We start from the raw sequence: 26,003 nt of genomic DNA, 5'->3' as shown, positions 1-26,003 counted from the left end.
ATGGCGGTGAGCAAGTGACGACGTTCCTGACCTACACGATCCTGGGGCTGGTCCTCGGGTCGGTGTACTCCATCGCGGCATCGGGGCTCGTACTGACGTACAACACCTCGGGCATCTTCAACTTCGCCCACGGCGCGCAGGCGATGTTCGGCACGTTCCTGTACTGGCACTTCACCGAGCGGTGGGGCTGGCCGGTGTGGCTCGCGCTGGTCGTCGTGATCGGGGTGGTCGGTCCCGCGATGGGCGCCGCGCTGCACGCCGCGATCATGAAGGGGCTGCGCGGCACCGCCGACGTCACGAAGATCATCGTGACGGTGGCGGTGCTGCTCGGCACCGTCTACCTGGCGCAGTGGATCTGGAATCCGGACGAGGCCCACACCGTCGACATGTTCTTCGGCGCCGGCTCGAAGATCACGGTCGGCGGCGTGGTGGTCCGCTACCACGAGATCGTCTGCCTGGTCACCGCCGTGGCGATCGCCGTCGGGCTGCGGGTGCTGTTCACCCGCAGCCGGATCGGCGTCGTCATGCGCGGCTCGGTCGACGACCCGGACCTGCTCCGGCTGAACGGCCACGACCCCGAGCGCGCCGCGATGCTGTCGTGGGCGCTCGGCTCCACCCTCGCCGTCCTCGCCGGGGTGCTGATCGTGCCGATCAGCGGCGGCGGCCTGGACGCGAACGCGCTGACCCTGCTGGTGATCGACGCGTTCGCGGCGGCGATGTTCGGCCGGCTGCGCAGCATCCCCCGCACGTTCGTCGGGGCGATGGTGCTCGGCCTGGCCGCCAACTACGTGCTCGCCTACCTGCCGTCGGCGGGCACGTTCACCGGCAACCTGCGCGTCTCGCTGCCGATGATCATCCTGTTCGTGGTGCTGGTGGTGCTGCCCCAGGACCGGCTGCGCGGGGCCGCGATCCGGACCCGCGAGCGGTACCGGGTGCCGACCGTCCGGGGCGCGGCCGTGTGGGGCCTCGTGCTCGTCGCGGTCGTGTACCTCTACAGCCTGCTGCTGTCGGACGGCGCCGTGACGACGTTCGCGCTCGGCATGACGTTCGCGATCATCGCGCTGTCGCTGACCGTCCTCACCGGCTACGCGGGCGAGTTGAACCTCGCGCCGCTGGCGTTCGGCGCGGTCGGGACGGTGGTGGCGTTCCACGCCGGGGTCGTCGGCACCGGCCTGGACGCCCGGATGAACATCCAGGGCGTGCTGCTGGCCGTCGTCGCGGCGGCGATCGTCGGCGGGCTCGTCGCGCTGCCGGCGCTGCGGCTGCGCGGCCTCTACCTGGCGCTCGCGACGATGGCGTTCGGCGAGTTCCTGTCGAACATGGTGCTGCGCGACACCACCCAGCACGAGCTGTTCGGCGTGAAGTTCACCCTGTTCCCGGACGGGTCGCTGATCGTCCCGCCGCTGAAGGTCGGCCCGCTCGACCTGCGGGACGGGACGACGTCGCTGATGACGGCGACCGTGCTGTTCGCGCTGATCGCCCTCGGGCTCGCCGCGCTGCGCAACAGCGGCTACGGGCGGCGGCTCGCGGCGATGAAGGACAGCCCGGCGGCGTCGGCGATGCTCGGCCAGAACCTGGTCCGGCTGAAGCTGAGCGTCTTCATGATCTCCGCGGCGATCGCGGGGCTCGGCGGCGTGCTGATGTCGTCGGCGACCGGGACCGTCGCGCAGGAGAACTTCTCCTTCGTCGGCAGCCTCGCGCTGCTGATGCTCGTCGTGGTCGCCGGGATCGGCTACCTCAGCGGCGCGCTGCTCGGCGGGCTGATGGCGGGCGTCGGCTCGGCCGTGCTGGTGTCGACGTTCGGCGACCTGGCCCTGGAGAACGAGGGCCTGTCGACCATCTACACGGCGCTCGGCCACCTCGTCCTCGTCGGGACGGCGCTGGTCGGGATGGGCGTCGGCCGCAACCCGAGCGGCTTCGTCCACGACATCATCGACGGCTACCGCGCGATGCGGGACGCCAAGCCCGTCCTGTACGGGGCGGCGGCGTTCGGCGCCGTCCTCTACGTCCTCGCGCTCACCGGCGTCATCGGGACGTGGCTGTTCGCGATCATCGCGCTCTGCGCCGTCATGCTGCTGCCCGTCTTCGGCCGCATGTACCTGGACGAGGGGCGGCGCAACCGTCCGACGCCGCTGGAACTCCTCGGCGTGGACGAGCCCTACACCGACGAACTGCGCGCGCGCATCGACCGCGAGCTCGGCCTGAAGGGAGGGGTCCATGCCTGACACGACGTCAAAGCCCGCAGCGGCGCTGCTGGAGACGCGCAACATCACCGTCCGGTTCGGCGGCAACACCGCCGTGGACGACGTCGGCCTCACGATGGCCGGCGGGCAGATCACCGGGCTGATCGGCCCGAACGGCGCCGGCAAGACCACCATGTTCAACACCATCACGGGCCTGCAGAAGCCCGCGTCCGGCCAGGTGCTCCTGGACGGCGACGACATCACCAGGCTGTCCCCGGCCAAGCGCGCGCGGCGCGGCATGGCGCGGACGTTCCAGCGCCTGGAGCTGTTCCTGTCGCTCTCGGTGCGCGACAACGTCCGCGTAGCGGGTGACATCCTGCGCAGCCACAGCCGCAAGCGCTTCGACCTGGACGAGCAGACCGACAAGATCCTCGAACGGACCGGGCTCACCGACATCGCCGACCGCGATGTGTCCGACATCCCGATCGGACGGGCCCGCGTCGTGGAGGTGGCGCGCGCGCTGATGACCTCACCGCGCGTCCTGCTGCTGGACGAGCCCGCCTCCGGCCAGACCGAGCGCGAGACGGAGGCGTTCGCCGAGATGCTGACCGGCCTCGCCGGGGAGGGCCTCGCGATCTGCCTCGTCGAGCACGACCTGCCGCTCGTGATGAAGCTGTGCGCCACGATCCACGTCCTCGACTACGGCGCGCTGATCGCGTCCGGCACCCCGGCGGAGATCAAGGAGTCGCCGGAGGTCATCGCCGCCTACATCGGCACGGAGGAGGCGTCCCATGCCTGAATCGAAGGTGGTCCCCGAGCAGCGGGCGGCGGCGGAGACGGCGGAGGCCGAGCCGCTGCTCGAACTGGCCGGGGTCCGCGCGGGCTACGGCGCGATCGAGGTGCTGCACGGCGTCGACCTGGCGCTGAAGCCCGGGTCGCTGCTGGCGCTGCTCGGCCCGAACGGCGGCGGCAAGTCGACCACGATGCGCGTGTGCGCGGGCCTGCACCCCCCGACCGCCGGGGAGCTGCGGTTCGCGGGCCGCAAGGTGAACGGCATCTCCGCGCAGGACGCGGCCCGCCTCGGCGTCTGCTCGATCCCCGAGGGCCGCGGGATCTTCCCGAACCTGACGGTGCGGGAGAACCTGTGGGCCGCCACCGGCACCGGCGCCCGGCTGGAGGACCTGGAGGAGAAGGCGTACGCCCGCTTCCCGATCCTCGGCGAGCGCCGCCGCCAGCTCGCCGGCTCCATGTCCGGCGGCGAGCAGCAGATGCTCGCGCTGTCGCGGGCGCTCGGCACCGATCCGGCGGTGCTGCTGCTCGACGAGCTGTCCATGGGCCTCGCGCCCATGATCGTGACCCGGATGTACGAGACGGTCGCCGAGCTGGTCGAGGGCGGCCTGTCGGTGCTGGTCGCGGAGCAGTTCGCCCGCGCCGTCCTGCCGATCGCCGACACCGCCGCGCTGATGCTGCACGGGCGCGTGGCGGCGGTGGGCCCGCCCGACGAGATCGAAGACCGGCTGTCCAGCGACTACCTGGGAGGTTGACCCCGAATGCTCACTGAGGAACGACGCAAGCAGTTCAAGGACGACGTGGCCGGCCAGAAGCTGAAGACCGACCAGTCCCGCTTCGACGGGGTGCTCCGCATCGCCGGCGCCCTCGCGATGGTCGCCGGCGTCGTCGGCGCCTTCATCGCCTACAACGTCTCGCTCACCAAGGACGACATGCGGGACGTGGGCTCGCTGCAGACGCTCGCCACCGGGTTCCTGGCGGTGACCGTCCTCGGCGCGGCCCTGTACCTGGCCGCCGCCGTGACCCGCGTCCTGCGGCTGTGGCTGCTGCGGCAGCTCATGGAGCAGCAGGCGCAGGCCGACCAGATCGCCGCCGCGCTGCGCGACCAGGGGTAGCGGGCCAGGTCGACGCTCCCGGTCAGCGGGATGTCCGGAGTGCCCGGACATCCCGCTGATTAACGTCTTGTCCCGGATGGAGGACGCTGAATGAACGACGCCACCTCGCCGAGCCGGCCCCGGGAGGCCGCGAGTGCGTGACGAGACGATCGCGGCGATGCTGCTGGACCGGGTGGGCGACACCCGGCACGGCCTGCGCAGCCGCGAGCGGACGTGGACCTGGGACGAGGTCGTCCGGGAGAGCGCCGCGCGCGCGTCGCTGGCCCGCGGGCTGCGGCAGGACGGACCGTTCCACATCGGGGTGCTGCTGGAGAACGTCCCGGAGTACGTCCTGTGGCTGGGCGCGGCGGCGCTGAGCGGCGCGACGATCGTCGGCATCAACTCGACCCGGACCGGCGCCTACCTGGAGCAGGAGGTCCGGCACACCGACCTGCAACTCCTCGTCACCGACCAGGCCGGGCTGAAGCTGCTGGACGGCCTCGACATCGGCGTCCCCCGCGACCGGTTCGTCCTGATCGACGACGAGGACTACGCGGCCCGGGTCGAGGCCCACGCCTGCGAACCCTGGGTGGACGCCTCCGTGACGCCCGAGACGCAGATCCTGCTGCTGTTCACGTCCGGGACCACGGGCGCGTCGAAGGCGGCGCGCTGCTCGCAGGGCCGCCTCGCCGAGCTGGGCCGCAACAACAGCGCCAAGTACGACATCAAGCGCGAGGACATCAGCTACTGCTCGATGCCGCTGTTCCACGGCAACGCGCTGATGGCGCTGTGGGCGCCGTCGCTCGCGGTCGGCGCGGCCGTCGTGCTCGCGCCGAAGTTCTCCGCGTCCGGGTTCCTGCCGGACGTCCGGTACTACGGCGCGACGTTCTTCAACTACGTCGGCAAGGCGATCGGCTACGTCCTCGCCACGCCGGAGCGGCCGGACGACGGCGACAACACGCTCACCCACGGCTTCGGCACCGAGGCGTCCCCCGAGGACAAGGCCGCGTTCCTGCGCCGGTTCGGCGCGCGGCTCGTGGAGGGCTACGGCTCCAGCGAGAGCGCCGGCATGATCAAGCGGGACCCGGCCGCGCCGCCGACCGCGTTCGGCCGGCCCGCCCACGACGGCGTCCGCATCGTCAACCCGGAGACGCGCGAGACCTGCGTCCGCGCCGTCCTGGACGAGCACGGCCGCGTCACCAACGCCGAGGCCGCCGTCGGCGAGATCGTCGACGTGCACGGCGCCGCGAAGTTCGAGGGCTACTACAAGAACCCGGAGGCGGACGCCGAGCGCGTCCGGCACGGCTGGTACTGGACGGGCGACCTCGGCTACATCGACGGCGACGGGTTCCTGTACTTCGGCGGCCGGTCCGGCGACTGGATCCGGGTCGACTCGGAGAACATCTCCGCGCTGCTCACCCAGAACGTCGTGCGCCGCCACCCGAGGATCGTGGACGCGGTCGCGTTCGGCGTCCCCGACCCGCGCTCCGGCGACCAGGTGATGGCCGCGATCGAGATCCCCGAGGGCGTCGCGTTCGAGGACCTGGACCTCCCCGCGTTCCTCGCCGCGCAGGACGACCTCGGCACCAAGGGCGCCCCGCGGTTCGTGCGCGTCTCGCACGCGCTGCCGACGACGGGCTCGGGCAAGCTCAAGAAGAAGGAGCTCCAGCTCGACGGCTGGCGCACGTCCGACCCCGTCTACCGCTGGGCCGGCCGCGGCGCCCCCGCGTACGCGCTGATGACCGAGGCGGACAAGGCCGCGCTCCGGGACGAGTTCATCGCCGCCGGACGCGTGCGCTTCCTCCCATGAACTGTGGCTCCGTGAACCGTGGAAAGGGCAGGTATGGATCTGCGTGAGTCCGACGCGCATCGCGAACTGCGCGCGGAACTGAGGGCGTACTTCGCGGGCCTGCTGCCCGAGGACGTGCGCCGGCGCGCCGGCGAGCAGGGCGTCGGCGGCGACCGGTTCCGCGAGATCGTCAAGATGCTCGGCAACGACGGCTGGCTCGGCTACGGCTGGCCGGCCGAGTACGGCGGGCAGGGCAAGTCGATCGCCGAGCAGTACGTGTTCTTCGACGAGGTGCAGCGCGCCGGGCTGCCGTTCCCGTTCGTCACGGTGAACACGGTCGGCCCGACGCTGATGCGCTTCGGCACGGACGAGCAGAAGAAGAAGTACCTGCCCGGCATCCTGTCCGGCGACATCGTCTTCGCGATCGGCTACACCGAGCCCGACGCCGGCACCGACCTCGCGTCGCTGCGCACCAAGGCCGTCCTGGACGGCGACGAGTTCGTCATCGACGGCAGCAAGGTGTTCACCAGCGGCGCCAACACCGCCGACCACATCTGGCTCGCCGCCCGGACCAACCCGGACGCGCCCAAGCACAAGGGCATCTCGATCCTGATCGTCCCGACCGACGCGGACGGGTTCTCCTGGAGCCCGATCCCGACCGTCGGCGGCATGGTCGTGACCTCGACGTACTACAACGGCGTCCGGGTGCCCGCGTCCTCGGTCGTCGGCGACGTCGACGGCGGCTGGAGCCTGATCACCACCCAGCTCAACCACGAGCGCATCGGCCTCGCCGCGCTCGGCGGCCGGATGATCCGGCTGTGGGAGGACGTCCGCGACTGGGCCCGCGACAACGGTGTGATCGACCTGCCGTGGGTCCGGACCGACCTCGCCCGCACGTACGCGAGGCTTGAGGCGATGCGGCTGATGAACTGGAAGATGACCATGGCGGTCGAGGCGGGGGAACTCACCGGCGCGCAGGCCGGGGCCACCAAGACCTACGGGACGGAGACGCACATCTTCGTCCAGCGGACGCTGACCGGGGTGCTCGGCGCGGCCGGGCGGATCCGCCCCGAGTCGCCGGGCGCGGTGCTGCACGGGCAGATCGAGCAGCTGTCCCGGCAGGGCATCGTCAACACGTTCGGCGGCGGCGTCAACGAGGTGCTCCGCGACATGGTCGCCGTCCAGGGCCTGGGCCTGCCGAGGGTGAAGCGGTCATGAGCGACTACGCGGTTATGGACGACTACGAGGAGAGGCTGCAGTCCTGGGTCGGCCGCGAGCTGCTGACCCGGCGCTTCGGGCAGGACCCGGTGAACCTCCCCATGATCCGGCACTGGGTCGAGGCCATGGCGGACGAGAACCCCGTCTACCTGGACGAGGACGCCGCCAAGGAGACCGGCCGCGACGGCGTCGTGGCGCCCGCGTCGATGGTGCAGGCGTGGACGATGCGCGGCTACGCGGCGTCCGTCCGCCCCGACCCGGAGCCGACGGGCTCCGACGAGCTGACGGCGCTGCTCGCCGAGGGCGGGTACACCTCCGTCGTCGCCACCGACTCGGAGTTCGAGTTCGTCCGGGAGCTGGTGCCGGGCGACCGCGTCAGCGTCGAGGAGGTCGTGCAGGCGATCTCCCCGGAGAAGAAGACCGGGCTCGGCGTCGGCCGCTTCATCTCCACGCTGCGGACCTACCGCGACGCGTCCGGCGAGGTCGTCGCGACGCAGGGGTGGCGGCTGCTGCGCTTCCGCCCCCCGGAGAAGCCGGCGGCCGAGGAGGAGAAGCCGAAGGCGCTGCGCCCGCGGCCCCCGATCAACCTCGACAACGCGTTCTGGTTCGAGGCGGCGCGCGAGCACCGGCTCGTCATCCAGCGCTGCGCCGACTGCAAGTCGCTGCGGCACCCGCCCGGCCCGTGCTGCCCGCAGTGCGGCTCGTTCGAGTGGGACACCGTCGAGGCGCAGGGGAACGGCCACGTCTACAGCTACGTCGTCAACCACCACCCGCGCCACCCCGCCTTCGAGTACCCGCTGGTCGTCGCGGTGATCGAGCTGACCGAGGGCACCCGGCTGATCGCGAACATGACCGGGGTCGCGCCGGACGACGTCGAGATCGGCATGCCCGTCGTCCTCGACTGGATCGACCCGGACCCCGACCTGTCCCTGCCGGCGTTCCGCCCGGCCGACGCAGACGCTAAGGAGCGCTGATGGACTTCACCCTGGGCGAGGAGCTGGAGGCCGTCCGGGACCTGGCCCGCCAGATCTTCACCGATCAGGCGTCCCAGGCGCGGATCAAGGCCGCGGAATCCTCCGAGCGCGGCGTGGACGAGGGCCTGTGGGCCGAACTCGGCGCGGCGGGGCTGCTCGGCATCGCGCTGCCGGAGGAGGCGGGCGGGGCCGGGCTCGGCGCCGCCGGGCTGGCCGTCCTGCTGGAGGAGCAGGGCCGCGCGGTCGCGCCCGTCCCGGTCTGGCCGGCCGCCGTCGCCGCGATGACGCTGGCCGCGCACGGGTCGGCGGCGCAGCAGGAGATCCTGCCGCCCGTGCTGGACGGGTCCGCGCGGCTGACGGTCGCGCTGGAGGAGTTCGGGCCGTCCGACCCGGCGGCGCCGCGCTGCGCCGCCGTCCCCGACGGCGACGGGTGGCTGCTGACCGGCACGAAGGCGGTCGTCCCCACCCCGTTCGGCACCAGCCACGTGCTGGTGTCGGCGTCCGCGCCGGACGGCCCCGGGCTGTTCCTGGTCGAGACGTCCGCCGCCGGGGCCTTCTGGGAGGCGACCGAGACCACCACGCACGACAAGGCCGGCCACCTCACCCTGGACGGCGTCGCGGCGCAGGCCCTCGGCGAGGGCGCGCTGGCGGAGGCGCTGCGGCTCGCCCGCGTCTCGGTCGCCGCCCTCCAGGTCGGCGTGGCCGAGGGCGCGCTGCGGATGGCCGCCGACTACCTGTCCGGCCGCGAGCAGTTCGGCCGCCCGCTCGCCACGTTCCAGGCCGCGCAGCACCAGCTCGCCGACTGCTACATCGAGATCGACGCGCTCCGCGTCTGCCTCTGGCACGCGGTCTCTCTGGTCGCCGCCGGGGAGGACGCCGACACCGCCGTCCTGGTCGCCAAGTGGTGGTCGGACGAGGGCGGGCTGAACGTCGTCCACCGCGTCCAGCACCTGCACGGCGGCATCGGCGTGGACGTCGACTACCCGGTGCACCGCCACTTCCTGTGGGGCAAGCAGCTCGCCGGGACGCTCGGCGGCGCGTCCGCCGACCTCGACCTGCTGGGGGCGGCCCTGTGAGCCGGGACAAGGTGAGCCGAGACAAGGTGAGCCGGGACAAGGTGAGCCGGGACAAGGTGAGCCGGGACAAGGTGAGCCGGGACAAGGTGAGCCGGGACAAGGTGAACCGCGCCTACGCCGACGTCGCGGTGGGGGAGGAGCTCCCCGAGCTGCGCATCCCGCTGACCCGCACGATGATCGTCGCGACCGCGCTGGCGAGCCGCGACTACCAGGACGTCCACCACGACCCGTCGCTCGCGGTCGAGCGCGGCTCCAAGGACGTCTTCATGAACATCCTGACGACGAACGGGCTCGTCGACCGGTACGTCACGAGCTGGGCCGGGCCCGCCGCCGTGGTCAAGGCCATCAAGATCCGGCTCGGCGCGCCGAACTACCCGGGCGACACGATGGTCCTGACCGGCACCGTCACCGAGAAGCGGGACGGCGGCCGGGTGGAGATCAAGGTGCGCGGCGTGAACGCGATCGGCCCGCACGTCACCGGCACCGTCGTGGTTCAACTGCCCGTCGTCCAGCTGGAAGGGAGCGGGGCATGAGCGTGCTGCCGGGAGCGGCCGCGATCGCCGGGATCGGCGCCACGGAGTTCTCCAAGGAGTCCGGGCGCAGCGAGCTGCGGCTCGCCTGCGAGGCCGTGCTCGCCGCGATCGTGGACGCCGGCCTCCAGCCGTCCGACGTGGACGGGATGGTGACGTTCACCGCCGACACCAGCTCCGAGATCCACATCGCCCGCAACCTCGGCATCGGCGAGCTGAAGTTCTTCTCCCGCATCGGGCACGGCGGCGGCGCCGCCTGCGGCACCGTCCAGCAGGCCGCGATGGCCGTCGCGACCGGCGTCGCCGACGTCGTCGTCTGCTACCGCGCGTTCAACGAGCGCTCGGGCACCCGCTACGGCCTCGGCCAGGCGAACCGGCCGATGGACGTCAGCGCCGACAGCGCCGCGTACGCGTGGATGAACCCGTTCGGCCTGTCGACGCCCGCCCAGTGGGTCGCGATGTTCGCCCGCCGCTACATGCACGAGTACGGCGCGACCAGCGAGGACTTCGGCCGCGTCGCCGTCGTCGACCGGGCGCACGCCGCGAAGAACCCGGCCGCGTGGTTCCACGGCCGCCCGATCACCCTCGAAGACCACCAGGCGTCCCGCTGGATCGCCGAACCGCTCCGGCTCCTCGACTGCTGCCAGGAGAGCGACGGGGGCCAGGCCCTGGTCATCGTGTCCGCCGAGCGCGCCCGCGACCTCCCGCACCGCCCCGCGCTGATCTGGGGCGCCGCGCAGGGGTCCGGCAACGACCAGCACATGATGACGAGCTACTACCGCTCCGAGATCACCGGCATCCCCGAGATGGGCCTGGTGGGACGGCAGCTGTACGCGCAGTCGCGGCTCACCCCGGCCGACGTCCAGGCCGCGATCCTCTACGACCACTTCACGCCGCTGGTGCTGCCGCAGCTCGAAGAGCTCGGCTTCTGCGCCAAGGGCGAGGCCAAGGACTTCGTCGCGGACGGCAACCTCGAACTCGGCGGCCGGCTCCCGTTCAACACCCACGGCGGGCAGCTCGGCGAGGCGTACATCCACGGCATGAACGGCATCGCCGAGGGCGTCCGCCTGGTGCGCGGAACGTCCTCGAACCAGCCGGGCGACGTCCACAACGTCCTGGTCACCGCCGGCACCGGCGTCCCGACCAGCGGCCTGATCCTGGGAGCCGACGCGTGAACGAATGGCAGGGCAAGGACCTAGGCACCCGGACCATCACCTATGACGAGACCCGGGCGATCCTCTACGCGCTGGCGGTCGGCGCGGACGCCTCCGACCTCGACCTGGTCTTCGAAGAGAAGCTCCGCGTCCTCCCGACGTTCGCGCTGACCCTCGCCCAGTGGGCCCTGGACGCCCTCGGTTCGGCGGGCGCGTTCGACACCGGGACGGCCGTCCACGGCACCCAGCGCCTGCGCGTGCTGAAGGACCTGCCGCGCTCGGGCGCCGTGGAGATGAGCGCCCGCGTGGCGGAGGTCTGGGACAAGGGCTCGGCGGCGGTCTTCGACGTGGCCGTGGCGAGCGAGTACTTCGAGGCGACATGGTCGGTGTTCGCCCCGGGCGCGGGCGGCTTCGGCGGCGACCGAGGCCCGTCCGCCCGCCGCCGCCCAGAAACACCGCCGTCCGCCACACTCGACATCCGGACGGCCACGAACCAGGCGGCCCTCTACCGCCTCCTGGGCGACCGCCACCACCTGCACATCGACCCGGAGGCGGCGAAGAAGGCCGGGATGCCGCGCCCCATCATGCACGGCCTGTGCACGCTGGCGGCGATCACCCTGCCCCTCGCCTCGGCCGTCGGCGCCCACCCAGCCGACCTACGTGAACTAGAGGGCCGCTTCGCCGCCCCGGTCTTCCCAGGCGACACGCTACGCATCGAGACCTGGAAGGACGACGCCGGCGCAACCCTCTTCGAGGCCACCGCAGACGACCGCACGGTAATCTCCGCCGCCCTCGCCCGCTTCGCCTGACTTCGATCTTTGCGGGGGGTGTGGGAGGCACGCCGTGCCTCCCACATACCCTCGCTCTCTTGAAACGGGGTCAGACGGGCATCTGAGCCCAGACGATCTTTCCTTCGCAGGTGGCTGAGGGGCGCGTGCCGGTCTCCTTGGCGTAGGCGGAGACGATGGCGAGGCCGCGCCCATTCTCGGCCGTGAGGGACGGCGGGGCCGGGTTCGGTAGATCAGGGGACGGGTCCCAGCACTCCAGGAGAGGCGTCCCGTCCTCGAGAGCGCAGCGGAGCCGGATCTCCCGGCCGCGCGCCGCCGTGACGGCGTTGGTGACGATCTCGCTCATCACGAGCGTCGAGTCGTTGATCACTTCGCGACTGAATCCCCAGTTCGTCAGGGCGTAGCGGACGAGTTCGCGAGCCAGCACGACGGTTGACGGTACGGCGAGCAAGGTCAGCCGGACCTCGGGGACGCCAGACGCCGGAGTGACGAGACCAAGACCATTCATGAGAACCATCCCCAGTTCGCGGATTCTGCCCTCACTCTTGGTGTTCATGACTTAACGTGAAGTGATTTCGAGGTGGCGCGATACACCCGTGGGGGAGCGATGAGTGTTCGAGAGTCGATCGACCCGGCGTCCTCACTGTGGGCCTGGCTGGCCTTTGACCTGTGGTTTCATCGCACCCAGCGAGGTCTCTCGCTCGCGCAGACCGCCATGATCGTCCACGTGACCCGGGCGACCGTATCCAACTGGGAAGCGGGACGTCTGCGTCCGCGCGCCATCTACATGAAGCGCCTGGACGAGGCATGGAACACCGGCGGCCACTTCGAGCGCCTGTTCATGTTTGCTTGCAGCGGCCACGACCCCGACTGGTACAAGCAGTACCTCCAGTACGAGCGGGGCGCCTCGAATATTGAGGTCTACCACGGCAAGACCGTCCCGGCACTCCTGCAAACGGAGGCGTACACCCGCGCACTCGTCGCTGACAGTGACCAGAAGTTGGACGTCGTCAAGGAGACTGAAGCGCGCTTGCAGCGTCAGCAGATTCTGGCCAAGGAGGAGCCGCCCTATCTCTGGGTTCTTCTCGATCAAGAGGTGTTGGAGTCCCACGTTGGTGGACCCGACGTGATGCTGGAGCAACTCTCCTATCTAGCAGAAGTCGGCAGTTCGCCGAGATCGGCCGTCCGAATCGTCCCTCGATCGGCAGGTCGGCATCCCGGTCATGATGGGGCGATCCAGATACTTCGAGTAGGCTCCCGTGAGGTGGCGTACGTGGGCGCGCAGCTCGGCGGGCGGCTCATTGAAGGCGGAGACGAGATCGCCAAGCTTGCAATTCGATTCGCCCAGATCGGTGCCGTTGCGCTCTCGAAGGCTGACTCTCGGAACTTGATCGAGCAGACGATGAGGACATACGCGAATGATCGAGTGGCGTAAGAGCACCCACAGTGGTGGTGACAGCGATCCTGCGTGCGTGGAGTTGGCGGAGTCGGGTGGCCGGGTGTGGGTGCGTGACTCCAGGGATCCGGACGGGGAGCGGCTGGCGTTCGGGCGAGAGGCGTTCGCCGGGCTCCTGGAGCGCGCGAAGCGCGGGGACCTAAGCCTTTAGCGGGAAAAACGGGGTGGTGAGCCCCCGGTAAGCACGCTGACGTGAGCCCGGGCGCTGGTACCAGCGCCCGGGCTGGACGACTGGGGCGGTGGCCGGAGCCGGCGCGTCCTCTTCATCAAGAGCACTGGCCTCGTGGCCGGGGCCGCCGCAAGGCTGATGATTCAACGATGCTTCACCTTCCGTGCCGCCGCCTGCTCGCGGCCGAGTTTTCGCAGGTCGCGGGCCCCTGATTGATGCGGGCGACGAATCGCTTCTTCTCGAAGTACATTTTTAAGAGATCGATGCACTCGTGCTGCTCGGGTCGATTGGCGAGCCTTGATGGAAGAGACGTTAAGGACGTACGAATGATCACCTGGCGGAAGAGTTCCTACAGCGGCGGTGGGAACGACGATGCGTGTGTGGAACTGGCCGAGTTGGGCGGCCGGGTGGTTCTGGTGCGTGACTCCAAGGATCCCGACGTGGTGCGGCTGGCGTTCGGCCGGGAGGCGTTCGCCGGGCTCCTGGAGCGTGTGAAGCGCAACGACCTGGATTAGGTCTGGATCAGTGGTTTCAACCTTCGCTCGGCTGCACCTCCCGCGCGCCTTCCGGTTCACGTCGGTGACGGACCCGGCGATCGAGGGTTGGCTGCTCATCGTGTTCCGCGTCCCGCGTGTCCTGAGCGAGACACCGTGGGCCCCACCGCGAACGCCCCTCGCCCTCCTCTGGGTGGACGGGGGCGCCCTACTCGTGTTCAGCGCCGGTCGCGCCGGTGCATGGCCCACCGGACGGCGGCATCGACGACTGCCCGGGCCCACGGGTGGGCGGGCGTCCAGAACGCCTCCAGCCATGTCGTGGCCAGAAGCCGGGCGTAGTAGTCGACCACCTCGGCGTCGGCGCCCCGCCAGGCTTCCAAGTCGCCCACGGTAGCCTCGGCGTCCTTGGGGGTGTGGCCGCACTCACTTCGAGCAGACCCCGCTGGGCGCCTCGCACTGGTGCGGACCTCGATGGCCGAACGCACCAGGCTGAGCGAGTCCACCATCGGGCGGATGTGGCGTCGGGGTTGATGACCGAGGGCGCGTCTGGTCTGCGACAAGCTGGCCAGCCACGAGACACCGCCGGTCGACGATCGGTTGGCCTGCCACCCCCGGGCCCGCCTTGTGACCTTGTGCAGCTGGCGGTTCGGCAACTCGATGCCGTCGGTGGTGGAGGCGGCTTGGGGAAAGCCGAATTGGCGGGGGTTCTGTTGTTGGTCCCGGTTGCGGCGGTCTTTTACCGGAATAGTGTGGTTGCTGCGGGTGCCCGGTTGCGGTGGCCCCTGCGGGTCGGTGTGGACGTTGCGGTCGTGGTGGGCTGGAGTCACTTCGGCTGGGCTCGGTGGCGTGGGTGTGGTGGTTCGGCTGCGGGTCGGTGCGTGGCCGCTGCCCTGGACCCGGGGCCTTCGGCCCCGAAAGACCGCGGCTGGGTGATCCGGTCCGTTTACGGCGCCCGGGTGGGCGAAATATTCCCCGATTCGGCTCGGCGGTAAAGACGACAAGATTCTTTATCAAAACCGGGTGATCTTGCGTGAGTGTTCGATAACATTGAGTCATGTGTTCGAGCTGGATCGACACCGCGTCGATGTCCACCGCAGAGCTGGTGGACGCGGCGGCGGCGATCGCGGCCGAACTCGCCCACCGCGACGCGCCCGCCTCGGCCGCCGCCTGCCTCGCCCAGGCCGAGACCCTCGCCCGCGCCACCGACCAGCACGAAAGCGCACTGGCCGCTCGGATCGCCCGCGTCGACGCCTCCGGGGAGATGCGCCGGTGGGGGCTGCCCTCCACGCTGGCGTGGCTGCGGACCCGGCTGGGCATGCGCGAAGCCCGCGCCAGGGAACGCCTGCACCTGGCCCGCCAGCGCCACCGCCTCCCCGAAGTCACCCGCCGCCTCATCGACGGGGAACTGTCCTACGGCTATGCCGGCACCATCAGCGCCGCCGTCGCACGCCTGGACGACACCGACTGCACCGCAGCCGAACACATCCTCCTCGACCTGGCCGGGCAAGGATTCTCCGCGGGCAAGGTCGCCGCGTTCGGCAACAAGATCACCGACCTCATCGCCGAACGCGACGGGCACGAGCAGGCCCCCGAGGACGCCGCGCGGGGGTACGAGCGGTCCTGGATCGACTCGACCCGGTCCCTGGACGGCGGCCGCTACATCAAAGGCTGGCTCAACGCCGAAGACGCAGCGATCTGGGACGGCACCCTGGGGCCGCTGGCCAAACCCGCCGGAACCGACGACCACCGCGACCTGTCCGAACGCACCGCAGCGGCATTGACCAGCGTGCTGGCGGGCGGGCACAAGGCCACCAAGGTGACCGTCATCTGCGACCTGGACACCCTCACCGGCGGCACCGCACCGGCACGGCTCACCGACGGCACCCCCATCCCCGCAGAACAGGCCCGGCGCATCGCCCTGAACGCCGGAGTCTCACCCCTGATCCTGGGACACGGCAACACCCCGCTCTACCTAGGGCATCGGGTCCGGTTCGCCACCGCCGCACAACGCCAAGTCCTGGAAGCCCTCTACGCGACCTGCGCCGTCGCGGGGTGCGAGGTGCCCGGGACGCTGTGCGAAGTCGACCACGTCCACGGCTGGGCCCTCGGCCACAGCCCCACCGACATCGACCAACTCACCCTCACCTGCGGATGGCACAACCGCTTCAAACACACCAACCCCCAGCAAATCGCCATTCTTCACGACCATGCCGGACGCTACGTCTACCGCGTCCTGTCACCCGACGGCCCACCCGGCACCCACACACCGCCGGTGCGGCAACCCTCAGCCAACGACCTTTGGACGACCACCACACACCACGTCCGGCCACGGGCCCGCCAGACCCGGCGCGTCCCCCACAAGAGCCGCCGCCAGACAGCCGGGCCGTAACACGAGCAGTCTGGGAGCAGCTACTCTTCGGCACTTGCCGCTCTGCGAGTCCCCTCAAAGTGTGGAGACAGCTTTCGGCGGTACTCCGCCTGTGCGGCAGGCCCTGGGGCGTGGCCTCGTCTTCAGGGCGGTGCGGCTGCCGCGCGGCAGGTCGTCGAACCGGTCGCGCGACGTCCACAACGTCCTGGTCACCGCCGGGACCGGCATCCCGACCAGCGGCCTGATCTCGGGAGCGGACCACTGACCGAGTGGAGCGAGCTGGAGGGTGTGGGATGTTGCCCATCCACAGAAAACACGAGTGAGTGGATCGCCAAGGCCCTCGGAGCTCAGACCGTCACCTATGGCGAGACCCGAGCGACCCTCTGTGTGCTGGCGGACGGCGCGGATGACGCCGACCCCGACCTCGTCTTCGAGGAATCGCCCGGTGGGCGCCGGACACACTCGGCTCGGCAGGCGCCTTCGGCGTCCGGACGGCCGTCCACGGCACCCAGCGACTCCGCGTCCTGGAGGACCTCCCGCGTTCGGGAGCCGTGGAGATGAACGCCCGCGTGGCGGTGGTCTGGGACAAGGGCTCGGCGGCGGTCTTCGACGTGGCCGTGGAGAGCGAGCGCTTCGAGGCCACCTGGTCGCTGTTCGCCCCACGATGCGGCGCCTTCGGCGGTCACCGGGCCCGTCTGCAAGCGCCCCGAGGCAACCCCGGACGACTCGCTGACCGTCCGGACGGCCACGAACCAGGCCGCCCTCCACCGCCCCCTGGGCGACCGGCACCACCTCGCATCGACCCGGAGGCGGCGAAGAAGGCCGGGATGCCGCGCCCCATCATGCACGGCCTGTGCACAACTGGCGGCGCCCACCCAGCCGACCTACGCGAACTAGAGGGCCGCTTCGCCGCCCCGGTCTTCCCAGGCGACACGCTACGCATCGAGACCTGGAAGGACGACGCCAGCGCAACCCTCTTCGAGGCCACCGCAGACGACCGCACGGTAATCTCCGCCGCCCTCGCCCGCTTCGCCTGACTTCGGTGATGCCGAGCCGGTGCCCGATCGGCCGGTGAGGCGGACGGCACGGTGAGGCGGACGGCACGGTGAGGCGGACGGCACGGTGAGGCGGACGGCACGGTGAACGCCGATCCCACGTCGTGCGCGCACGCGGCCGGCGCGGCAAGGGCGGCGACGTCCTGGCACCATCGCTGCCTGCGCCGCGACGCCCGTTCTCATTCACGTCCGGTGGCGCCCACGGGCCGGGTCATCGGACGAAGACCCCGGCCCGGGCGGCGGCGAGGACCATGGCGAGGGTTCGTTCGGCGACGCCCTCGTCCACCGGCTCGCGGGTGATCGTCGCGCGGTAGCAGAACGGGGCGGCGAACATTCGGAAGAACTCGACGCCGTCGGTTCCGGGGGGCAGTTCGCCACGGGTGACGGCGCGGTCGATCAGGGCGGCGGCCTCGCGGTTGCGGTCGTTGTAGAAGGTCTGCAGGGCGTTGCCGGCGGCGGGTTCGCGGGACGCGGCGGAGATCACCCCCTGGATCGCGGCCTGGAGCCGTTCGTCCTGGTGAGCGGCCAGCGTGGTGGCCGCGAACGCGCGCAGGTCCCCCTCCAGCGAGCCGGTGTCGGGCATCGGCATGGCCTCCTCGCCGATGAGGGCCAGCAGGTCGGCGGCCAGCCCCTCAGGAGTGCCCCAGCGGCGGTAGACGGTGGTGCGGCCGACCCCGGCGCGGGCGGCGACGCGGTCCATGTTGAGGGCGGCGTAACCGTTCTCGGCGATCTCATCGATGACGGCGGCCAGCACGGCCGCGCGGACCCGGGCGGTCCGGCCCCCTGGGCGCGCCCGGCCCTTCGCCGAGCCGTCAGGGGCGGAAGGCTCCTCCCGCAAACGGGACTGCTGTTCCATTAGCGCTCCTGTGTCTGCTACGGTCGTTCACAGCTTACTGGGATTTCTGTTCCGTTAACGAGGCTTCGGGGGCCGACATGACCGCTCTGCTCGAACCCGCCCGGCTTGGCTCAACGCCCCTGCGCAACCGGCTGGTGATGGCGCCGCTGACGCGCAACCGCGCCACGGCGCACGGAGTGCCCAGGTCGATCATGAGGACGTACTACGCGCAGCGCGCGTCCGCCGGGATGATCGTCGCCGAGGCGGCCACGCCGAACGTCGTGGGCCGCACCTACCCGAACATCACCGCGATCTACGGCCCGGAGCATGTGGCGGGCTGGCGACGGGTGACCGACGCGGTCCACGCCGAAGGCGGCCGCATGTTCCTGCAGATCCAGCACGGTGGCCGGGTCGGCCACCCCGAGACCAGCGGCCACATCCCGCTCGCGCCGTCGCCGATCCCGCTGCCCGGCACGATCGTCACCCCGAACGGCCACCGCCCCACCGTCATGCCGCGGGAGATGACCGCCGACGACATCGCGGCGACCGTCGCCGACTTCGCCCAAGGGGCACGGAACGCCATGGCCGCCGGATTCGACGGCGTCGAGGTGCACGGCGCGAACGGGTACCTCATCCACCAGTTCATGTCCGGCAACACCAACCACCGGTCCGACGGGTACGGCGGTGACGCCGAGGGCCGCACCCGGTTCGCCGTCGAGGTCATCAAGTCCGTCGCGGAGGCGATCGGCCCGGGGAACGTCGGATTTCGCGTCTCCCCCTACGGCACTGCCAACGGCATCGAGGAAGCAGACACCGAGGACATCTACGACACGCTGTTCGCCGCGCTTCAGGGGCTCGACCTCGCCTACGCCCACGTCGCCTTCGCCGACCCCGGAACCCCGACGTTCAATACGATCCGCGCGTCCTGGCACCGGCCCCTCATCGCCAACCCCAAGCTCCCGCTGGACCGCCTCCCCGACGACGGCGGGAAGGCGGCGGGCGAACGTCTTATTGAGGCGGGAGCCGACCTCGTCTCGTTCGGACGTGCGTTCCTTGCCAACCCAGACCTCGTGGAACGGCTCCGTATCGATGCACCCCTCAACCCCGTCCGCGACAAGGGCCTGATGTACACCGGCGACGAGAACGGCTATATCGACTACCCGACATTGGCCGAATCGGCCGCGCAGACGGTCGCGACGTAACCGGGGTTGAGCGGGCCGGTAACGAACCCACCCGGCCACGAGCAGTAAGAACCAGGACATCGCTGGCAGGCCGGACTTTTCGCTGATCATTTCGCGCGCCATCATGCGCGGCCTGTGCACGCCGCCGGCGTAGGGGACACCTGTGCCCGCTCTGTGGCCTGCCCGCGCACCGGCCGCTTTGTCGGCCTCGCCTGCTTCGGGTGAGCGTTCGTTCAGGGAGTCTTCATTCGCTGTACCGCGCCCGTATCGGGAGGCTCACCGGCCGTGGTCGTGCAGGTCGCGGGGGTGGGGGCGGGGTGGTGACGGCAGCATCCGACCAAGGGTGGGCCTGCGGCTGGGCAAAGCGTGACATTTAACCGTAATTGCCTGAAATGTCACCGTCGCAGTGCCGCCGTTCCCGATCCCCCTCGGGGCGCCCCCCCGCCCCGGCCGGGAGCGGCAGCGGAAGGGCTCCCCCCATGCGACGACTGCTGTCGTTCCTGCTCCCGGCCCTCTTGGCCGGGGCGCTGATCGCCGTCCTGGACGCGCCGGCGTCCGCGACCCCGCCGAACATCCCGTCCGCCGCCACCGCCGCGACCCGGCTCGCCGAGCTCACCGTCGCCGCCGAATCGCACCAGAGCACCTACGACCGCGACCTGTTCCCGCACTGGATCACGATCTCCGGCGCGTGCAACACCCGTGAGACCGTCCTCAAGCGGGACGGCACGGGCGTCGTGACCGACTCGTCCTGCTACCCGACGTCCGGCAGCTGGTACTCGCCCTACGACGGCGCCACCTGGACCCTCGCGTCCGACCTGGACATCGACCACATGGTGCCGCTGGCCGAGGCGTGGGCGTCCGGTGCCTGGGCCTGGACGACGTCCCGCCGCCAGACCTACGCCAACGACCTCGGCGGTCCCGAGCTGTGGGCCGTCACCGACAACGTCAACCAGAGCAAGAGCGACAAGGACCCGGCCGAGTGGCAGCCGCCGCGCACCGCGTTCCGCTGCACCTACGCCCGCGCCTGGATCCAGGTGAAGTGGTACTACGACCTGGCGGTCGACAGCGCCGAGAAGAGCGCGCTCACCTCGATGCTCGGCACCTGCTGACCCGTCCCGCCGCCCAGGTGTCTCTGCCGGGGCCTAGATTCACCGGCAGAGACACGGCGGACAGGGAGAACGATGGCGGCGACCGGCCTTGAGGGCATTGACGACATCGACTGGGCCTCGCTCGGTCACGCCTACGGGTCGGCGGAGGACTTCCCTCAGACGCTGCGCGACGCGGTCGGTGACGACGACGAACTGGCCGGCGACGCGACCGAGCACCTGTTCAGCAGCGTCTACCACCAGGGCACGCTGTACACGGCGACGCCGTGGGCGGTGCCGTTCGTCGTCCGCCTCGCCACCGACCCCGGGACGCGCAGGCGCGAGGCGCTGGTGTCGCTGCTCAGCGCGATCGCCGCCACCGAGGACGCGACCCCGCAGGTCCTCGCGGACGTCCGCGCCGCCCTGGGCCGTGAGGCTCCGCTGCTGGTCCCGCTGCTGGACGACCCGGACGCCGACATCCGGCACTACGCCACCTACCTGCTCGGCCACCTCCCGGACTCGTGCGCCCCCGAGGTGCTGCCCGCGGTCAAGGCCCGGCGGAAGAAGGAGCGCTCGCCGCTCGTGCTGGCGGGCCTGCTCGCCGCCGCCGGACGGCTCGACCCGCAGGGCAGCGCCGCGTGGCTGGCCGAAGAGGTCGCGGGACGGTCCGCCACCGTCCGCGCCGGAGCGCTGTGGGCGATCGCCGCCAACGGCCTCCCGTGGCCGGACGCCGCCTCGGAGGTGGTCGCCCGGTGCTGGATGGACGGCGAGCCGCTGAAGGGCTGGATCTGGGCGGACGACCCGTTCGACGACATCGCCGGCCGCATCGACGGCGCGTCGTTCGCCGACGTGGCCCGCACCCTGCTCGCCCAGGGGCCCGCCGAGTCCGCGCGGACGGCCGTCGACGCCGTCTACCAGCGCTGCGTACGGTCGCGTTCGGCCCGTGCCGAGGCGGCGCCGCTGCTGGCGGCGGGCCTCCGGCACTCCGACCTCAGCGTCCGCGTCGCCGCCGCGACCGCGATCCGCGACGTGCGCGAGGTGGCGGTGGAGGCCGTCGACACGCTTGTCGTCCTCGTCGCCGAGCCGCCCTCGGAGGCCGACTCGCTTGAAGCGCGGGTCTTCGACGCGGCTCTGGAGACGCTGATCGACCTCGGCGACCCCCGCTGGCGCGGGCCCTTCATCGCCGCGCTCGGCGCGGGCGCGGTGACGACCGACGCCGTGAGCCTGATCATCGACTCCGGCGTGCCCGCCGACGCGGAGCTGCTCGCGGCCGTGCGGCGGCGGCTGGCGGCGATCCCTCTCGGGGAGCCTGAGGGATCCGGCGGATACGACGCCTACCTCGGCAGGATGCGCCGGCACAACGAGGTGAACGGCCTGACCCGGCTGCTGCACCGGTGGGGTCCGGATGCGGCGGAGGCGGTGCCCGAACTCGTCCGGCTCGTCCCGCACGACACCTGGTGGACGGTCCGCGCGCTGGCCGCGATCGGCCCCGCGGCCTCGGCGGCGGTGCCCGCGCTGGCCTCGACCCGCGACGACCCGGAGGCGTCCTGGCGGCAGCGCCTCGACTGCGCGCGGGCCCTCGCCGCGATCACCGGCGACACCGGCCGGCTGACCGCCTGTATCGCCGAAGCCGCCGCCTCCGACCCCGTGTTGGCGGCGCGGACGGCCATCGACCACGAGCTGCCCACCGACCACGAGCTGCCCACCGACCACGAGCTGCCCACCGACCACGAACTGTCCATCGACGACGTCCTCCCCGCCCTGCGCGCCCTCGCCGGCGAGACGCCTGCGGAAGACGACCCGTCCGCCATCCGGGACCGGCTGGAGGCGGCGCGCCTGTTGCTGCGCACCGGCGACAAGGCCCCGGCGCTCCGGGCCGCCGCCGACGCACTCGACAGGCGCCGCCTCACCGCGGACGCGGCCGAACTCGCCGGGCTCGCCGGCCCGGACGCCGAGCCCCTCCTCCCGCGCCTGTGGGAGCTCCTCGGCGACCGGTACTCCGACATCGCCGCCGCGCGGGCTATCCGCAACATCACCGGTGACCCGGCCCCGCTCCTGGAGGCCGTCCGCCGCAACCTCCCCACCATGGGAGCCGGTCCCTGGCTCATCGGCGCGCTGCGCGAACTCGGCACGGACGCCGCCTCGCTCGTCCCCGAACTGCGCGAGCTGATCGAAGGCGACGCCGCGATCCAAGGCATCGGCGTCTACGGCCGGCAGGTCCGCCAGGACGAGGAGGAGCGCCGCGAACTCATCGCCGTCCTCTCCGGCCTCACGTCTTAGCGTCGCCCGGTGATCCGCCGGGCGGCCAGATGTGCTCCGGCGACGCCGGCGGCGGCGAACGCCAGGCCCAGCGCGGCGTCCCGTGCCCTTGCGGGACGCAGCACGCCCTGGCGACGCAGCCGGGCGCGGGCCCACACCGTGTACGGGACGACCACCAGGGCCGAGGTGACCGCGCCGGGCGTGTACTGCCGCAGCGCGGCGGCCTGCCCGAGGTGGACCAGGCCGTGCAGCCCGAACCCGGCGAGCGCGGTCTGGTACGTGGCGGACCGTCCGCCGGTGCGCTGCCCGTCGACCGCCGCCCCCGCGACGAGCGCCCCCATCAAGGCCACGGCGACGGCGAACTCGCGCTCGTCCACCGATTCCATCCACCGCCACACGGCGGCGGGCGCCTGCGGGAACCGCTCCCGCAGTTCCGGCAGGTGCGCCCGGATCCAGCGCGGCCCGGCCGCGACCTCCTCGGTGTCGTGCACCGCCCACGCGACGAGCAATCCGATCCCGGCATCTCGCATCACGCCGCCAGTCTGGCAGGGGTGATCATGAGGAGCGGCGGCGGAGGCGGCCCCAGGGCTTGGCGACGGCGAGGACGGTGGCGAACGTCAGGGCCGTCAAGGAGACCGCCGGCGGGAAGAACAGGTTCGAGATGAAGGCCGGTTCGGGCGCGTCGGAGTTGAAGGTGCGGCCGTAGTCGTTCACCTCGGCCATGCCCGGCTGGAGGGCCACCAGGATGAGGGTGCACAGGATCAGGTTGAGGACGAGCTTGACCGCCACCCACCAGTAGCGCACCAGGCCCCACTTGGTGCCGAGGCCCAGGATCACGCCGGTGACCAGGCAGATGAGCGCGGACGTCAGCATCGGCCACACGACGAAGGTCGCCAGCGCCCGGTAGGCGAGGCCGCGGACGTCGTCGCTCGTGCCGAACCGGCCGGTCAGGACGAGGACGGCCACGATGACGTCGATCCCGATCCACGCCCCGGCCGACACGATGTGGACGATCAGCGTCGTCTTGCGCCAGCGCCTGCCGAGGTGGAAGCGGCCGTCCTGCCGTGCGCGGGTGCGTTCCTGTATCGCCATGTCCACGGTCCTTTCTGTGCGGTCTGCCATGACGATGCCGGTCGGGTTCGGGGGGTGTCGTCACGTGCGCGGCGGCTTCGCGCGTACGACGGGCGGCGCAGCGGGGCGGCGGGCGGTACCACGGGCGAGGTAAATCGGAGACTCTCTCTAGAGAAGGTCTCTGGAGCTCGCTACCGTGCCCGGTATGAGCGAGGCGTTGCGGGTCGCCGTCACCGGCGGGAACCGGGGTGTGGGACGCGCGGTGGCGGGCGAGGCCGCCCGGCGGGGGCACCGGGTGGTGATCGTGGCGCGGCGGCCGGACGCGGGCGCGGCCGCCGCGCGCGAGGTCGGTGCGGAGCTGGTCGTGGGCGACCTGTCGTCCGTGCGGGCCGTGCGGGAGCTGGCCGGTGAGCTGGCCGACGTCGACGTGCTCGTCCACAACGCGGGCGTCTGGCCCAGCCGCCGGGTGCTCACCGAGGACGGGTTCGAGCAGGCGTTCTTCACCAACCACCTCGCGCCGTTCCTGCTGAACCGGCTGCTGGAGGAGCGGCTGCGGCGGGTGGTGCAGGTCAGCGCGGGCCTGTACGTCACCGGGCGGGTCGACCCGGACAGGACGCCGACCGGGGACGACTTCCATGCCGTCCACACGTATGCCAACACGAAGCTGGCGAACCTGATGATGGTCCCGCTGTTCGCAGAACGGTGGAAGGACGCCGGGGGGACGATCGACGCGGTCCATCCCGGAGTGCTCCGGACGGACCTCGGCGCGCGCACGGGACTCTTCGGCGTCCTGCTGAAGACGGTCAAGTGGACGCTGAAACCCGCGTCGAAGAGCGGGCCGCCCGTCGCCGACCTGATCACCGCCGACGGAACGGGCCGGTACTTCCACGTGCGGAAGGAGACGCCGTTGAAGGCGAAGGCGCTCGACGCGCCGCTGGCGGCGAGGCTCTGGGACGACGCCGAGAAACTGCTCGATGTCGCCTAAGCACCATGTCGCCTAAGCACCAGGGCACGGACGAGACCGTCGCGCGGATCCTGACCGAGGCGCTCCGGGTACACGCCGAGCGCGGGCACGAGGGCTTCACGATGAAGGCCGTCATCGCCGCCACCGGGATGAGCAGCGGCAGCCTCTACCACCATTTCGGATCGTTCGACGGCCTCGCCGCCGCCCTCTACGCGCGCTGCATGGCCGACCTGCTCGACGCCCTGTTGGACGCGTTGGCCGGCGTCACTGACGCGCGAGCGGGTGTCGAGGCGGCGACACGGGCCTACCTGGGTTTCACGCGCGAGCGCAGTGACGCGGCACGGTTCATCCATTCCTCGGCCTATGCGGCGTTCCTGCCGGAGCACGCGGCCGTCATCGCGGAACTGAAGACGCCGCGCATCGCGAAGCTCGTGGCGTGGATGCTGCCGCATGTGGCGGGCGGCCGGGTCGCGCGGCTGTCGCCGGTGATGATGGAGATGCTCCTGATCGGGCCGGTCGCCGAGACGGCGCGGCGCTGGCTGTCCGATCCGAGCGCCGTGGACCTGGACGAGGCCGCCGCCGTCCTGCCGTCCCGTATCTGGGCGTCCCTCCAGCCGTGACGGCCTGGTCGGCTCAGTCGGCGGCGTAGCGGAAGCCGGTGTTGCCCGAGGAGCTGTCGGGGGAGTTGGCGGTGCGGGCGGCGATGCGGTAGCGGTTGCAGTAGGACGCGTGGCACAGGTAGGAGCCGCCGCGCAGTGCCCTGCCGTCGCCCCAGGCGTCGGCGCACCATTCCCAGACGTTTCCGGCCATGTTGTGCAGGCCGTAGCCGTTGGGCGGGAAGGCGGTGACGGGGGCCGTGCCCTTGTAGCCGTCCTCGGCGGTGTTGCGGGTGGGGAAATGGCCCTGCCAGATGTTGCACATGTGCTCGCCGTCCGGGGTGAGGTCGTCGCCCCACGGGTAGCGTTTCCCGGTCAGGCCGCCGCGGGCCGCGTACTCCCATTCGGTTTCCGCCGGCAGCCGGACGCCTGCCCAGCGGCAGAACGCGGCGGCGTCGTTCCAGGAGACGTGGACGACGGGATGGTCCGCCCGTCCGTCGAGGGTCGAGCCGGGCCCTTCGGGGTGCCGCCAGTCCGCGCCGCGCACGGCGCACCACCACGGGGCGCGGCCGGCCCTGGGGGAGACGCGGCGCAGCCGGCCCGGCAGGAACCCCGCGAAGACGTGCGACCAGCCGAACCGCTCGGCGTCGGTGCGGTGGCCGGTCGCGTCGGCGAACGCGGCGAACTCGTCGTTGGTGACGGTGTACGGGGAGATCGCGAACGGGGCCACGGCGACCTCGCGGACCGGGCCCTCGCCGTCGCCGGGGTTGGCGTCCGGGTCGTCGCCGCCCATCAGGAACGTCCCGCCGGGGAGGCGTTTCAGCGCAGGCTCCGGCGCGGTCCCAGGCTTGGGCGCGGTCCCAGGCTCCGGCACG

General features: G+C 71.4%; 28 protein-coding genes. 22 read left to right on the top strand and 6 right to left on the bottom strand.

Features of this window, described 5'->3' with window-relative positions; translation table 11 throughout:
- The first annotated feature begins 14 nt into the window (after positions 1 to 14).
- The 11 genes from HUT06_RS34285 to HUT06_RS34235 all read left to right on the top strand — a co-directional run bounded on the left by HUT06_RS34285 (position 15) and on the right by HUT06_RS34235 (position 11,616).
- Entirely contained in the window at positions 15 to 2,225 is a 2,211-nt protein-coding gene (locus HUT06_RS34285; protein ID WP_176199503.1) for an ABC transporter permease, read from the top strand.
- Entirely contained in the window at positions 2,218 to 2,982 is a 765-nt protein-coding gene (locus HUT06_RS34280; RefSeq protein ID WP_176199502.1) for an ABC transporter ATP-binding protein, read from the top strand. The genes HUT06_RS34285 and HUT06_RS34280 overlap by 8 nt, the downstream gene beginning before the upstream one ends.
- Complete coding sequence (locus HUT06_RS34275; RefSeq protein ID WP_176199501.1) at positions 2,975 to 3,727, top strand: ABC transporter ATP-binding protein; 753 nt, start codon at positions 2,975 to 2,977, stop codon at positions 3,725 to 3,727. The genes HUT06_RS34280 and HUT06_RS34275 overlap by 8 nt, the downstream gene beginning before the upstream one ends.
- 6 nt (positions 3,728 to 3,733) lie before the next feature.
- The gene (locus tag HUT06_RS34270) at positions 3,734 to 4,087 is read left to right on the top strand and encodes a hypothetical protein (protein ID WP_176199500.1); all 354 of its coding nucleotides are present in this window, start codon (positions 3,734 to 3,736) and stop codon (positions 4,085 to 4,087) included.
- 133 nt (positions 4,088 to 4,220) lie between these two features.
- A complete protein-coding gene (locus HUT06_RS34265) occupies positions 4,221 to 5,876 on the top strand; it encodes an AMP-binding protein (protein WP_176199499.1) in 1,656 nt (551 codons plus the stop codon).
- Positions 5,877 to 5,909: 33 nt separating this feature from the next.
- Positions 5,910 to 7,073, top strand: coding sequence for an acyl-CoA dehydrogenase family protein (locus HUT06_RS34260; protein WP_176199498.1), 1,164 nt, complete (start codon positions 5,910 to 5,912; stop codon positions 7,071 to 7,073).
- Positions 7,070 to 8,047 carry a bifunctional MaoC family dehydratase N-terminal/OB-fold nucleic acid binding domain-containing protein gene (locus HUT06_RS34255; RefSeq protein ID WP_254715529.1) on the top strand — a complete coding sequence of 326 codons (978 nt, stop codon included), beginning with the start codon at positions 7,070 to 7,072 and terminating at the stop codon, positions 8,045 to 8,047. Before HUT06_RS34260 ends, HUT06_RS34255 begins: the two co-directional genes overlap by 4 nt.
- On the top strand, positions 8,047 to 9,123 hold the full coding sequence (locus HUT06_RS34250; protein ID WP_176199497.1) for an acyl-CoA dehydrogenase family protein: 1,077 nt from the start codon (positions 8,047 to 8,049) through the stop codon (positions 9,121 to 9,123). The genes HUT06_RS34255 and HUT06_RS34250 overlap by 1 nt, the downstream gene beginning before the upstream one ends.
- Positions 9,124 to 9,149: 26 nt before the next feature.
- Positions 9,150 to 9,656 carry a MaoC family dehydratase gene (locus tag HUT06_RS34245; protein ID WP_254715528.1) on the top strand — a complete coding sequence of 169 codons (507 nt, stop codon included), beginning with the start codon at positions 9,150 to 9,152 and terminating at the stop codon, positions 9,654 to 9,656.
- Positions 9,653 to 10,828, top strand: a complete 1,176-nt coding sequence (locus HUT06_RS34240) for a lipid-transfer protein (protein WP_176199496.1) — start codon at positions 9,653 to 9,655, stop codon at positions 10,826 to 10,828. Before HUT06_RS34245 ends, HUT06_RS34240 begins: the two co-directional genes overlap by 4 nt.
- Positions 10,825 to 11,616, top strand: a complete 792-nt coding sequence (locus HUT06_RS34235; protein ID WP_176199495.1) for a MaoC/PaaZ C-terminal domain-containing protein — start codon at positions 10,825 to 10,827, stop codon at positions 11,614 to 11,616. The genes HUT06_RS34240 and HUT06_RS34235 overlap by 4 nt, the downstream gene beginning before the upstream one ends.
- A 70-nt stretch (positions 11,617 to 11,686) precedes the next feature.
- Here HUT06_RS34235 and HUT06_RS34230 read toward each other — a convergent pair whose 3' ends face one another.
- A complete protein-coding gene (locus tag HUT06_RS34230) occupies positions 11,687 to 12,151 on the bottom strand; it encodes an ATP-binding protein (protein WP_176199494.1) in 465 nt (154 codons plus the stop codon).
- Between the two features lie 51 nt (positions 12,152 to 12,202).
- Between HUT06_RS34230 and HUT06_RS34225 the strand changes: the two genes are divergently transcribed.
- From HUT06_RS34225 to HUT06_RS34215, 3 genes are all read left to right on the top strand, one after another.
- Positions 12,203 to 13,030, top strand: coding sequence for a helix-turn-helix transcriptional regulator (locus HUT06_RS34225; protein ID WP_176199493.1), 828 nt, complete (start codon positions 12,203 to 12,205; stop codon positions 13,028 to 13,030).
- Positions 13,014 to 13,202 carry a DUF397 domain-containing protein gene (locus HUT06_RS34220; RefSeq protein ID WP_176199492.1) on the top strand — a complete coding sequence of 63 codons (189 nt, stop codon included), beginning with the start codon at positions 13,014 to 13,016 and terminating at the stop codon, positions 13,200 to 13,202. Before HUT06_RS34225 ends, HUT06_RS34220 begins: the two co-directional genes overlap by 17 nt.
- A 344-nt stretch (positions 13,203 to 13,546) precedes the next feature.
- Positions 13,547 to 13,735, top strand: coding sequence for a DUF397 domain-containing protein (locus HUT06_RS34215; protein ID WP_176199491.1), 189 nt, complete (start codon positions 13,547 to 13,549; stop codon positions 13,733 to 13,735).
- A gap of 197 nt (positions 13,736 to 13,932) precedes the next feature.
- Here the strand turns inward: HUT06_RS34215 and HUT06_RS34210 are convergent, their stop codons facing one another.
- The gene (locus tag HUT06_RS34210) at positions 13,933 to 14,094 is read right to left on the bottom strand and encodes a hypothetical protein (RefSeq protein WP_176199490.1); all 162 of its coding nucleotides are present in this window, start codon (positions 14,092 to 14,094) and stop codon (positions 13,933 to 13,935) included.
- Between the two features lie 674 nt (positions 14,095 to 14,768).
- Between HUT06_RS34210 and HUT06_RS34205 the strand changes: the two genes are divergently transcribed.
- From HUT06_RS34205 to HUT06_RS34195, 3 genes are all read left to right on the top strand, one after another.
- Positions 14,769 to 16,103 (top strand): HNH endonuclease signature motif containing protein, encoded by a 1,335-nt coding sequence (locus tag HUT06_RS34205; protein ID WP_176199489.1) that lies wholly within the window; start codon positions 14,769 to 14,771, stop codon positions 16,101 to 16,103.
- 91 nt (positions 16,104 to 16,194) lie between these two features.
- Positions 16,195 to 16,347: a hypothetical protein gene (locus HUT06_RS34200; protein WP_176199488.1), complete on the top strand. Its 153-nt coding sequence runs from the start codon at positions 16,195 to 16,197 to the stop codon at positions 16,345 to 16,347.
- Between the two features lie 292 nt (positions 16,348 to 16,639).
- Entirely contained in the window at positions 16,640 to 17,119 is a 480-nt protein-coding gene (locus HUT06_RS34195; protein ID WP_217711575.1) for a MaoC/PaaZ C-terminal domain-containing protein, read from the top strand.
- A gap of 229 nt (positions 17,120 to 17,348) precedes the next feature.
- Here HUT06_RS34195 and HUT06_RS34190 read toward each other — a convergent pair whose 3' ends face one another.
- The gene (locus HUT06_RS34190; RefSeq protein ID WP_176199487.1) at positions 17,349 to 17,993 is read right to left on the bottom strand and encodes a TetR/AcrR family transcriptional regulator; all 645 of its coding nucleotides are present in this window, start codon (positions 17,991 to 17,993) and stop codon (positions 17,349 to 17,351) included.
- Positions 17,994 to 18,070: 77 nt separating this feature from the next.
- On the opposite strand from HUT06_RS34190, the gene HUT06_RS34185 reads away from it, so the two are divergent.
- The 3 genes from HUT06_RS34185 to HUT06_RS34175 all read left to right on the top strand — a co-directional run bounded on the left by HUT06_RS34185 (position 18,071) and on the right by HUT06_RS34175 (position 22,518).
- Positions 18,071 to 19,174: an alkene reductase gene (locus HUT06_RS34185; RefSeq protein ID WP_176199486.1), complete on the top strand. Its 1,104-nt coding sequence runs from the start codon at positions 18,071 to 18,073 to the stop codon at positions 19,172 to 19,174.
- A gap of 458 nt (positions 19,175 to 19,632) precedes the next feature.
- Positions 19,633 to 20,262 (top strand): HNH endonuclease family protein, encoded by a 630-nt coding sequence (locus tag HUT06_RS34180; RefSeq protein ID WP_176199485.1) that lies wholly within the window; start codon positions 19,633 to 19,635, stop codon positions 20,260 to 20,262.
- 72 nt (positions 20,263 to 20,334) lie between these two features.
- The gene (locus HUT06_RS34175) at positions 20,335 to 22,518 is read left to right on the top strand and encodes a hypothetical protein (protein WP_176199484.1); all 2,184 of its coding nucleotides are present in this window, start codon (positions 20,335 to 20,337) and stop codon (positions 22,516 to 22,518) included.
- Here the strand turns inward: HUT06_RS34175 and HUT06_RS34170 are convergent.
- Together HUT06_RS34170 and HUT06_RS34165 are read right to left on the bottom strand one after the other, a co-directional pair.
- Positions 22,515 to 23,027 carry an HXXEE domain-containing protein gene (locus HUT06_RS34170; RefSeq protein ID WP_176201806.1) on the bottom strand — a complete coding sequence of 171 codons (513 nt, stop codon included), beginning with the start codon at positions 23,025 to 23,027 and terminating at the stop codon, positions 22,515 to 22,517. The two genes, HUT06_RS34175 and HUT06_RS34170, sit on opposite strands and share 4 nt — an antisense overlap.
- A gap of 25 nt (positions 23,028 to 23,052) precedes the next feature.
- Positions 23,053 to 23,589, bottom strand: coding sequence for a hypothetical protein (locus tag HUT06_RS34165; RefSeq protein ID WP_176199483.1), 537 nt, complete (start codon positions 23,587 to 23,589; stop codon positions 23,053 to 23,055).
- 184 nt (positions 23,590 to 23,773) lie between these two features.
- On the opposite strand from HUT06_RS34165, the gene HUT06_RS34160 reads away from it, so the two are divergent.
- On the top strand, positions 23,774 to 24,553 hold the full coding sequence (locus tag HUT06_RS34160; RefSeq protein ID WP_176199482.1) for an SDR family NAD(P)-dependent oxidoreductase: 780 nt from the start codon (positions 23,774 to 23,776) through the stop codon (positions 24,551 to 24,553).
- A gap of 5 nt (positions 24,554 to 24,558) precedes the next feature.
- Entirely contained in the window at positions 24,559 to 25,152 is a 594-nt protein-coding gene (locus HUT06_RS34155) for a TetR/AcrR family transcriptional regulator (RefSeq protein ID WP_176199481.1), read from the top strand.
- A gap of 13 nt (positions 25,153 to 25,165) precedes the next feature.
- Here the strand turns inward: HUT06_RS34155 and HUT06_RS34150 are convergent, their stop codons facing one another.
- On the bottom strand, positions 25,166 to 26,002 hold the full coding sequence (locus tag HUT06_RS34150) for a formylglycine-generating enzyme family protein (protein WP_254715527.1): 837 nt from the start codon (positions 26,000 to 26,002) through the stop codon (positions 25,166 to 25,168).
- Position 26,003: the final 1 nt, after the last annotated feature.

Source organism: Actinomadura sp. NAK00032 (assembly GCF_013364275.1).
Lineage (GTDB): Bacteria > Actinomycetota > Actinomycetes > Streptosporangiales > Streptosporangiaceae > Spirillospora.
This window is presented reverse-complemented; position numbering and strand designations above follow the sequence as displayed.